The organism is Aquamicrobium defluvii, assembly GCF_004363725.1.
Lineage (GTDB): Bacteria > Pseudomonadota > Alphaproteobacteria > Rhizobiales > Rhizobiaceae > Mesorhizobium > Mesorhizobium defluvii.
Genome location: NZ_SNZF01000015.1, coordinates 95,892 through 106,402, shown reverse-complemented (window position 1 = coordinate 106,402; position 10,511 = coordinate 95,892). Strand labels below are relative to the sequence as shown.

Below are 10,511 nucleotides of genomic sequence, written 5' to 3'. Positions count from 1 at the left end.
GTAGCGCCAGACCCTTCCGCCGCAATGAACTGGCTTAAGAACAGACAGCCCGACAAGTGGCGCGACAAATCCGAGATCGACCACAAGTCGAGCGACGGCAGCATGACGCCAACCCGCATTGAGATTGTCGCGCCGGGGCATGACGACAGCACGCATTGAGCTTCCGCCAAAGCTCATCCCGGTCTTTTCAGGACCGGCGCGGTATCGCGGTGCATATGGCGGCAGAGGATCGGGAAAGACGCGGACATTCGCCAAGATGGCGGCGGTTCGCGGTTACCAGCTAAGCCAGGAAGGCAAATCGGGCGTCATCGTCTGCGGGCGAGAGTTCATGAACTCGCTCGATGAAAGCTCCATGGCTGAGGTCAAGGCGGCGATTGCTTCCGAACCGTGGCTGGCGGCGAATTACGATGTTGGCGAGAAATACATTCGCACGCTGGATGGTCGTATCTCCTTCGCCTTCATCGGCTTGCGGCACAACCTCGACAGCATCAAGTCCAAGTCTCAAATCCACGTTCTATGGGTCGATGAAGCAGAACCGGTTAGCGAAACGGCGTGGATCAAGATCGTTCCGACCGTACGCGAACATGGTTCTGAAATCTGGGTCACATGGAACCCGGAACGCAAGAACAGCGCGACACACAAGCGCTTCCGCGAAAGCCCGCCTTCCGGCGCAAAGATCGTAGAGATCAATTATTCGGACAACCCGTGGTTTCCTGAAGTTCTGGAAAAGGAGCGGCAGGAGGATTTCGTGCGCCGGCCTGACCAGTATGACCATGTGTGGGAAGGCGGTTTTGTGACGGTGGTCGAGGGCGCTTATTTCGCACAGGCGCTTTCAGCGGCGAAGGCGGAAGGCCGGATAGGAAAGGTCGCCGCCGATCCGCTCATGACCCTTCGCGCCTTTGTGGACATTGGCGGGACCGGGGCCAAGGCCGACTCGTTCACAATCTGGATTGTCCAGTTCATCGGGAAGGAAATCCGCGTTCTCGACTATTACGAGGCGCAGGGCCAGCCCATCGCAACGCATCTCAACTGGATGAGAGGCAAGGGCTACACGCCAGACAGGTGCCAGTTCTGGTTGCCTCATGACGGCTCTACGCAGGACCGCGTGTTCGATGTGTCCTACGAGAGCGCGCTGCGTGATGCTGGCTATCATGTGACGGTCGTTCCCAATCAGGGCAAGGGCGCTGCCAAGATGCGCATTGAGGCGGCGCGCCGACTGTTCCCGTCGATCTGGTTCAATGCTGACACAACAGAAGCCGGCCGCGATGCACTTGGCTGGTATCACGAAAAACGCTCACAGGATGACCGCAACATCGGTCTTGGGCCGGAACATGATTGGTCGAGCCACGGTGCCGACTCCTTCGGCCTCATGTGCGTCGCCTACGAAGAACCTGTGACGAAGAAACCGCGACCTGTCGTGAACTACGGCGCTGGCGGGTGGATGGGCTGATGGCTGATGACATTCTGAAAGAAGCCAAGGACGCCTTTACCGAGGCTGCCGACGCTGCCGATCACAACCGCGCGACCGCGATTGATGACATTCGCTTTGCGCGCCTGAATGAGCAGTGGCCTCCAAACATCCTTTCCCAGCGGGAGCGGGACGGGCGTCCGAGCCTCACCATCAACAAGCTGCCTGCATTCATTCGGCAGGTTGTCAACGATGCGCGGATGAATAAGCCGTCGATCAAGGTCCATCCGGTCGATAGCGGCGCGGATCCCGAGACTGCCGAGGTCATCAACGGCCTGATCCGCAATATCGAATACACGTCTTCGGCAGACGTTGCATATGACACCGGCGTCGAGTGCGCTGTGACGGGCGGCTTCGGCTACTGGCGCGTCGGCCTCGACTACGCCTTTGACGACACGTTTGACATGGACATCATGATCAAGCGCGTCATCAACCCGTTTTCGATCTACGGCGATCCATATTCCACGGAAGCCGATAGTAGCGACTGGAACACGGCATTTGTCGTGGATCGGCTGACCAAGGCGCAGTTCAAGGCGCAGTACGGCAATGCCGCTACGGTCGATTGGGACGATGATGCATGGTCCACGGTTGCCGAGCCATGGCGCTCCGAAAACGAGGTCATGGTGGCCGAGTGGTGGAAGCGGGACGAGGTGGACCGCACCATCATCCTGTTTCAGGACATTCGCGACGGCTCGTTTCAGGTCTACAGCAAAGACCAGATCGAAAAAGACGAGGATTTTGCCGCCGTCCAGCAGTTCCTTGAGCACAAACAGGAGCGTGTGACCAAGGCCATCAAGGTCACGCAATACATCATGACCGGCGCTGAGGTTCTGGAAAAGAACGATTGGGCCGGTCGATATATCCCGATTGTGCCGGTCTATGGCGACGAGTTCGATGTGCAGGGCAAGCGGTTTTTCCGCTCCCTGATCCATAATGCCAAGGATGCGCAGCGCACGTTCAACTATTGGCGCTCGGCAGCCACGGAACTTGTTGCCCTCGCCCCGCGCGTTCCGTTCATCGGGCCGAAGGGTGCTTTTGACAGCGACATAGAGCGCTGGCAGACGGCGAACACGCGCAGCCATGCGTTCCTTGAGTACGATGGGCAGCAGCCGCCGCAGCGTCAGCCGCTCGATACTGGCTCTGCCGCAGGAGCCTTGCAGGAAGCCCTTAACGCGTCCGACGACATGAAGGCCATTGTCGGCATGTACGATGCATCGCTCGGGGCGCGGTCCAACGAAACCAGCGGAAGGGCTATTCTGGCCCGCCAGCGGGAAGGCGACATTTCCACATTCCATTTCACGGACAACCTTGCCCGCGCCATCCGCCATACCGGGCGCATCCTGATTGATCTGATCCCGCACGTTTACAGCGCTGAGCGTATCATTCGGGTGATTGGCGAGGACGGCAGCGAGGACAGGAAGCAGATCAACGCGCCCTATCAGGTGCAGGACCCGAAAACCGGCCAGCCGATGCAGCAGCCCGTCATGGGGCCGGACGGCCAGCCGATGCAGGACGAGGGCGGAAACCCGCTCATGAAGCCGATCATGGCTCTGCACGATCTGACCACCGGCAAGTACGATCTGACCGTTTCGACAGGCCCGAGCTTCACCACTCAGCGGGAAGAGGCGGCCTCCCAGATGACGGAGATGATCCGCGCATTCCCGGCTGCCGCTCCGATTATCGGGCCGGAACTGGCGAAAAACCTCGACTGGCCGGGGGCCGACAAGATTGCCGAGAAACTGGACCAGATGACCAGCGGACAGGTGCCGCCTCAGGTCCAGCAGCAGATCGAGGAAGGCAAGCAGAAACTGCAACAGCTTTCGGAAGAAAACCAGAAGCTGAAGCAGGACCAGTCCGACTCCATGGCGAAGATTGAGGCCGACAAGCAGATCGCGGCAGCCAAGATCGCGGCGGAAAAGGAAATCGCCCTCGCCAAGCTCGCGTCGGAACAGGAGCTTGAACGCTACAAGGCGGAACTGAACGCCGCCGCGGTCGCTTCTCGTCCCGTCATCCAGACCCAACGCTTCCCGGAGCAGTAATCATGGCAGCACCTATCCAGGCTAACTCCGCAGGCGATGCCTTCGCGGTGACGCCGAGCGACAGCACCATCATCAATGCAGTTGCGCTCTATGTCGGCACCGGTGGCGATGTGGTGATCGAAACCCGAAACGGCAACCCGGTCACATTTGCGAACGTGCCGGATGGATCAATCCTGCCGGTGTTTGCGGTCAAGGTCATGGCCGCGTCCACCGCGACTGGCATTGTCGGGCTGACCTACTGATGTTCTTCATGCCGCCCATGTCGCTCGGCCTCACGCGGTATTCGCGGGCTGGTGGGAGCGGCATTCCCTTCGACCCCTCCATCTTCTTCGCCAACGGCGAGCAAGGCGCATGGTACGACCCGAGCGACCTGACGACGCTGTTTCAGGATGCGGCGGGTACGGTGCCTGTTACAGCGGATGGCGACCCGGTCGGCCTGATGCTGGATAAGTCGGGCAGGGGGCATCACGCCACACAAAACGATATTTCTCTGGCACCGATCAGAAGTCCCATCGGTTTAGGATCAGGGCTTCGGAATGGGCGAAATTATAGCGGATTAATAGCCAACACACATCTGATCGCTGATAGCCTTGCGGAGGACGTATATCGAGGCCCGGCATACACTGAACATGTCGCGTTCCAAGATATCTCGTCTGCGGCGATTGTCGCTTTATTCGGGGCGGGAAACAATGCCGTCGACAATAGATTTTCGTGGTTTGGACGTTCATCCAGCGCAGTGGTGAAAACGTACAATCCGGGCGGCAGCGTAATTGTCACAGGCCCCACGTGGACTGTCGGCAATATAAGGGTCATGAGCGCTCGCTATGGCCCTGATAGCATTTCCATATGGGAGAATGGAATAAAGGTCGCTGACCGCGAGCCGGGTGGGGTTGCTATCTCTGCGCTTAACCAATTCACTATCGGAGGGCTTAGGCGTACTTCGCTTGGCAATATTTTTAATGGAAAGATTGCCGAGATATTGATCTGTCAGGGCTATCAATCTGATGGAACCATTCAGACGGTGCATAACTATCTCACCCACAAGCATACGCTCCCGTCGAACGCAGTTTTTGACGTAGTGGTTTTGGGTGGTCAGTCGAACATGATTGCGCGCGCCGTTGGCTCGCCTGTGCATCCCAATAACGTCTATCAGTGGACGGGCTCATCTATAGAACTTCCCACAAATCCGCTTGCCCATGTGGGGCCTGTAGCCGGTCAGTTTGGACCGGATGTGTCTTTTGCGGAAGCTTATGTCGCGGCTAATCCGGGGCGCAAGCTCGTTTTTGTTCCTTGCGCCGATGGTGGAACAAGCTTCTCAACGGGATACTGGCGACAGGGCGGTAATGGTTACAATCGCATGAGGGACCGAGTTAATGCTCTGGTCGCTGCTTACCCCAATGCCAATATCCGTGCCGTCCTGATGCAGATCGGTGAAAACGACGCTCTCGCGGCGAACGGCTCGTTTGAGGCAGACGTGGATGCATTCATATCCAACATGCGAACCGATGCCTCGGCTACATCAGGAGCAAAATTCCTGTGGGGCGGCATGGTTCAAAGCTACGTCAACAGCCAGCCCGGATACCGTGCATTCCAAGACGTACTGGCTAATGTCGGCTCGCGGAACAGTAATTGCGCCTATGTAGATTCCGAAAGCCCCACTGTCTTGCTCGATAAGGGCGACGGTGTGCATTTCGACGCAGATGGCATCACTGAGATGGGGCGGCGATATTTCGATTCCTTGTAGTTGCATCGCGCCTGTGCTGGCTGGTCTCATTGTCGATGTTCGCCCGGCAGGGCAGGCCAGCGGGCATTTCGATGAGGCGGCGGAAGATAACAGCCTCCGTCGCATTGCTCCCGAGGAATTAGCGGCCTGACCGCAATCGACCGCGCCACGTAACGGCGCACCACAGCACCAATCCAGCTTGAAAGGAAGTGCGCACATGGACGGCGAACAGGAAGCCATTGCCGAAGTAGAACAGGAAATCCCTGCAATCGAAACGGAAATGGAGGCTGATGAGCCAATCAACATCGATGAAGCCGGCGATGAGCAGGAAGTCGATGAGGAGGACCAGCCCGAACCCGACCCGGAAGACGACTTTGAAGAGTTCGACTGGAATGGGAAGAAGGTAAAGGCCCCCAAGGGCCTGAAAGATGGCCTGATGATGCAGGCTGATTATACGCGCAAGACGCAGGAGGTTGCCAACACCCGCAAGGAACTGGAAGAGCGCGCCGCGCGTCTCGACCAGCAATTCGCTGCGAGTGAGGAATATCTCGATGCGCGCGCCGATCTTCGCATGGTTGCGAAAGAACTGGAGCGGTTTGAGGGGTTCGACTGGTCTGCATACCAGCAGGCCCGCATGACCGATCCATTGCAGGCGGATGAGGCGTGGAACTACGCTCAGCATCTGCGTGCGCAGAAAGCCCAGTTGGAGGGCGTTGTCCAACAGCACGAAAGCTCCCGTACTGCCGCTGTGCAGCAAGAAATTGCCAAGCGCATGCAGGAAACGCACGAGCATGTGAAAGCCAATCTCAAGGGCTGGACCCCGGATACCGACAAGCAGGTCATCGATTTTGCGCTCTCCAAGGGTGTGACCAGAGAGCAGATGCAGAACCTGATGAACCCGCTGGTCTACGAGATGCTTTATCTCGCCCGGATCGGTCACGAAGCCCTCTCGAAACCAGCCCCGAACCCGAAGAAGCAAGCCGCCCCAACTCAGCCGTCGAAGGCTGTGGGCGGTCGCTCGACGCCGGCAGCCAGCAAGTCTCTCTCCGAAATGAGCATGGAAGAGTACGCCGCGGCCAGACAGGCGGGCAGGGGCTAGACCTCATTCGTTGCCAGCAAAGGACATAGGCAATGGCACAGACCGTTTTGACTGCGGACATCATCGCCAAAGAGGCGCTGATGATCCTCGACAACAACCTCGTGATGGCGAAGCAGGTATTTCGCGGTTACGAAAACGAGTTCTCCAAGAAGGTGAACGGCTATGAGGTGGGCGAAACCATCTCCATCCGTCGCCCGACCGACTTCACCGTCCGCAATACTCCCGTCATGAGTGCGCAGGACGTGACGGAAGGCAAGACCACGATCACGGTCAATCAGCGCCGTGGCGTGGACTTCAAGTTCTCGTCTCAGGACCTGACCCTGAAGATCAGCGAGCTTTCCGAACGCGTCATCAAGCCCGCCATGGTGCAGCTTGCGAACGAGGTGGATCGCTCCATCATGGAACTGTACTACAAGGTTCCGTCTTGGGTGGGGACTTCGGGCAAGAAGATCGGTTCGTTCGCGGATTTCGCCGTCGCCCCCGAGCGCATGGACGAATATGCGAACCCGACCGATGGCCGTTCGGCGGTGCTTGCCCCTGCCGATCATTGGGGCCTGCTCGGGTCTCAGACCGCGCTCTACATTCAGGACGCGGCCAAGGGTGCCTATCGCAAGGGCTCGCTGGGCGAAATCGGCGGCGTGGACACGTACATGTCGCAGAACATCCCGGTCCACACGGCGGGCACCCGCACCAACGGAACCATCGGCGCGGCGATCACCTCCGCGACGATCACCTACGATGCAGTCAAGGACTCGATGGAGCAGACCATCAGCCTCGCCGGCCTCGGCACCACCAACACCGTCAAGAAGGGCGATGTGTTCACCATTACCGGCGTCTACGCCGTCAACCCGGTGACCAAAGCCCGCCTCGGCTTCCTCAAGCAGTTCACCGTTCTTGAGGACGCTACGGCTGCCGCTGGTGCGGCCAACGTCAAAATCTGGCCTGCGATGATCTGGACCGGCGCGTTCAAGAACATCGACACGTCCGATAGCGACCTGAACGGCAAGGCGGTGACGTGGAAGTCGGCGGCAAGCGCCGTGGATCGCCAGAACCTTGTGTTCCACAAGAACGCGTTCGCGCTGGTGTCCGTGCCGCTCGTCTCGCCTCCGGGCGCCGTCGATGTGTCGCGGCGCTCTTACAAGGGCACCAATGTGCGCGTCATCCCGGTCTACGATGGCGTCAATGACGTGAGTTCGTTCCGTCTGGATATCCTCTACGGTGTTCAGGCCATCGACCCCCGTCTGGCGCATCGCCTCAGCGGCAACACCAATCCGTAACGGCTGATGGAATGGGGCTGGCTCCGGCTGGCCCCTTTTCTTTCTTGGGGTGACGCATGGCGATTTCCAATTACACCCAGCTTCAGCAAGCCGTTGGCGATTGGATGGCCCGCGCTGATGTGCTTGGCAATGCGGCGGATTTCATTTCGCTGGCCGAGGCACGTCTCAACCGCGAGCTAAACCCGGTTGAGGTGGATGCCGCCCTTACAGGCTCTGTTGGCTCCCGGAGCATCAATATTTCGACGCTTCCCATGGTCGAGCCGATTGCCCTGTTCATCCTTCTCGCTGGTGGCGAGGCACAGATGCTGGACCGCGCCGCAGGAACCTTCACCTTTTCCGACAGCAGCGGCAGGCCCTCGATATGGTCGATTGACGGTTCGGACATCGTTTTCAATCGCCCATGCGATCAGGCATATCCGTTCCGGCTTCGATACAAGCAGAAATTCGCGCTCTCCGATCAGGTCCCGACGAACTGGCTGTTGATGGAGCACCCTGACGTATACTTGGCCGCGTCCGTCATGTGGGGCGGCGTGTTCGTGCAGGACGGCGGGTATGCGGCCAGCTTCAAGACGCTTCTGGACGAAACCATTCCCTCCATTCGCAGCGCCATCGCGCAGAAAAAGCGCGGAGTTCTGACCGTCGATCCGGCCTTGCAGAGTGCCGGACGCTATGACGACTGGTATTTCGCATGATCCCGTTCGCTCCATTCGAGCCGGACCGGACGCGCTATGCGATCGATGCATCGACAGCGCAGATCAATGCGATACCCGTAAAGGATGGATGGGGGCCGCTCCCCGATCTTGTCCCAGTATCGCAGGCGCTCAACGCTCCATGTCTGGGAGCATGGTCCGTCCGCAAGCAGGATGGAACCTATCGCATCATTGCCGCGACGGCGACAGACATTTTCGAGATGAGCGCCATCGATTATTCGTGGGCGGTCATCTCGGGGCCATCCGCTCCTTATGCGGTTCCTGTCGGGGATCGGTGGAGCGCTACGAAATTCGGGCAGTTGCTGATCCTGTGCAATCTGGGAGGCCCAGCGCAGTATCTGGACGTTGATGTAGGCACCGAATTTGCTGATCTGCCCGGCAGCCCGCCATGGGCGCGCTATTGCGCGACGATAGGCGAGTACCTGGCGCTCGGGTACATTGCCGGCCATCCCAACCGCTTCATGCTCTCTGGCATCGGGGACGCCGGTTTCTGGACGCTCGGGCAGCGTGGGTGTGACCTGCAAGACTTCGCAGACGGCGAAGAAATCATGAATATTCAGGGCGGGGAGCGCGGCGCGATCCTGTCGCACCGGACTGCCTTCACCGAAATCGCGCTGACCGCAGGCGGCGATTACTCGTTCACGACGCGGGTCATCAATCCATCGCGTGGAGTCTTCGCGCCTCTCTCGGTCGTCCCCATCGGGCCGGGCAATTTTGTCTACTATGCGCAGGACGGTTTCTTCATGGGGGTGGCCGGCCAGCCTATCGGGGCCGAGCGCGTCGATATGTGGTTTCAGGAACTGGCCGACAGCCAGTATCTCAATCAGGTCAGGGGATATCCTGATCCGTTCCGGAAAATCGCATGGTTTCAGGCTCAGGGCGTGACCGGGGAAAAGTTTTTGCTCGGCTACCACTGGCAACTGGACCGCTGGTGCTTTGCCGATAACAACGTCTCCGAAATGTGCATCATGGCGACGCCGGGCATTACATGGGATGGCATAGAGGCGCTTTTCCCCGATTGGGACAGCGCAGATATTCCATGGGACAGCGCGCTTCTGTCTGGCGGCGCGCTGCGTTTTGCTGCCTTCACGACAGACAATCGGCTCGGGTTCTTCACCGGAGAGCCGAGGGCGGCAAGACTGACCACGGCAGACGTGCAGCTAAGCACCAATTCCCGTTCTTTCGTGCAGCAGGCGAGGGCGGTTGCCGATTGCCCCGATTTCACTCTCACCGCCATCACAAGCGACAAGCACGGCGGCGCGCGGACGGAAGGGCAGCCAGTTCCGCCCTATCCCGCAACTGGCGTCTGTCATTTCCGATCAAGCGCCCTGCTTCATGCGTTCCGCATGGAGATACCGCAGGGGACCGACTGGAAACACGCAATCGGCATTGATCCTGTGGCGAGACCGGAGGGCAGACGATGAGCATCGTTGTCGCTGTACCCGGCAATGTTCAGCAGCCTGTTTCCCTGCTTTTGCCGGACACGGCGATCAATGACGTTCTGTCGCTCCCGGTGGACACGTCAGGAGGCGTGGCGACAGTGGTCGGCATCATCATCGTCAATCGGGACAGCGCGGCGCAGAAGGTAACTGTCTGGTGGAATGACGGTTCCGATCATGCGATTTTCGAGCGCGAAGTTCCGGCCAACGATACGGTGACGGTCGCGCTCGACGCGCCCATCGTCCTCTACACCAAGGTTTCGGCGCGCAAAATCAGGGCGCAGGCTGCGAAGGCCGGCGTGGTGACCATAACGGTGATCCATGCGCTCGCCAGCCAGAGGGCGCAGGCATGAACGTGACGCTCGTTCCGCAGCATATGGTTGATAATATCTGGCCGAACGTGAAGGACGGCTTCCAGCGTGCCTCCGACCGTTTCGGCGGCGATCTGACGGTCGGAGAACTCTGGCAGATGTGCCGGGGCGGGCAGGCGTTTTTGTTTGTCGTGCATGACGACCAGAAGATTGTCGCGGCCACGGCATGGAGGCCGGAACTGTGGGGCAGTGGGCCGAAATTCAGGTGCATGGCTCTGTATGGCAAGGGCATGTCCGAATGGATGCCCGCTCTGCACGAGAAGGTGCGCCAGACGGCCATCCAGTGCGGGGCGACGGCGCTCCTGTCCGAGGGCCGGCTTGGCTGGCAGAAGGTTTTCCCCAAGGCCAAGGTGCTGAGGGCTGTTTATGAAGAGGCTATTTGACC

The 10,511-nt window shown here is 59.2% G+C and carries 10 protein-coding genes; all 10 read left to right on the top strand.

Annotation, left to right across the window (positions count from 1 at the left end):
* Positions 1 to 139: 139 nt before the first annotated feature.
* The 10 genes from DES43_RS13050 to DES43_RS13005 all read left to right on the top strand — a co-directional run bounded on the left by DES43_RS13050 (position 140) and on the right by DES43_RS13005 (position 10,509).
* Complete coding sequence (locus DES43_RS13050; protein WP_133675501.1) at positions 140 to 1,450, top strand: PBSX family phage terminase large subunit; 1,311 nt, start codon at positions 140 to 142, stop codon at positions 1,448 to 1,450.
* Positions 1,450 to 3,507, top strand: coding sequence for a portal protein (locus DES43_RS13045; protein ID WP_133675499.1), 2,058 nt, complete (start codon positions 1,450 to 1,452; stop codon positions 3,505 to 3,507). The genes DES43_RS13050 and DES43_RS13045 overlap by 1 nt, the downstream gene beginning before the upstream one ends.
* 2 nt (positions 3,508 to 3,509) lie before the next feature.
* Positions 3,510 to 3,749: a spike base protein, RCAP_Rcc01079 family gene (locus tag DES43_RS13040; RefSeq protein WP_133675497.1), complete on the top strand. Its 240-nt coding sequence runs from the start codon at positions 3,510 to 3,512 to the stop codon at positions 3,747 to 3,749.
* Complete coding sequence (locus tag DES43_RS13035; protein ID WP_133675495.1) at positions 3,749 to 5,251, top strand: sialate O-acetylesterase; 1,503 nt, start codon at positions 3,749 to 3,751, stop codon at positions 5,249 to 5,251. The genes DES43_RS13040 and DES43_RS13035 overlap by 1 nt, the downstream gene beginning before the upstream one ends.
* A gap of 196 nt (positions 5,252 to 5,447) precedes the next feature.
* On the top strand, positions 5,448 to 6,329 hold the full coding sequence (locus DES43_RS13030) for a hypothetical protein (protein ID WP_133675493.1): 882 nt from the start codon (positions 5,448 to 5,450) through the stop codon (positions 6,327 to 6,329).
* 32 nt (positions 6,330 to 6,361) lie between these two features.
* A complete protein-coding gene (locus DES43_RS13025; protein WP_133675491.1) occupies positions 6,362 to 7,606 on the top strand; it encodes a P22 phage major capsid protein family protein in 1,245 nt (414 codons plus the stop codon).
* Between the two features lie 56 nt (positions 7,607 to 7,662).
* Entirely contained in the window at positions 7,663 to 8,298 is a 636-nt protein-coding gene (locus tag DES43_RS13020; RefSeq protein ID WP_133675489.1) for a phage adaptor protein, read from the top strand.
* A complete protein-coding gene (locus tag DES43_RS13015; protein ID WP_133675487.1) occupies positions 8,295 to 9,740 on the top strand; it encodes a hypothetical protein in 1,446 nt (481 codons plus the stop codon). The genes DES43_RS13020 and DES43_RS13015 overlap by 4 nt, the downstream gene beginning before the upstream one ends.
* Positions 9,737 to 10,108 (top strand): hypothetical protein, encoded by a 372-nt coding sequence (locus tag DES43_RS13010; RefSeq protein ID WP_133675485.1) that lies wholly within the window; start codon positions 9,737 to 9,739, stop codon positions 10,106 to 10,108. Before DES43_RS13015 ends, DES43_RS13010 begins: the two co-directional genes overlap by 4 nt.
* Positions 10,105 to 10,509, top strand: a complete 405-nt coding sequence (locus DES43_RS13005; RefSeq protein ID WP_133675483.1) for a hypothetical protein — start codon at positions 10,105 to 10,107, stop codon at positions 10,507 to 10,509. The genes DES43_RS13010 and DES43_RS13005 overlap by 4 nt, the downstream gene beginning before the upstream one ends.
* Positions 10,510 to 10,511: the final 2 nt, after the last annotated feature.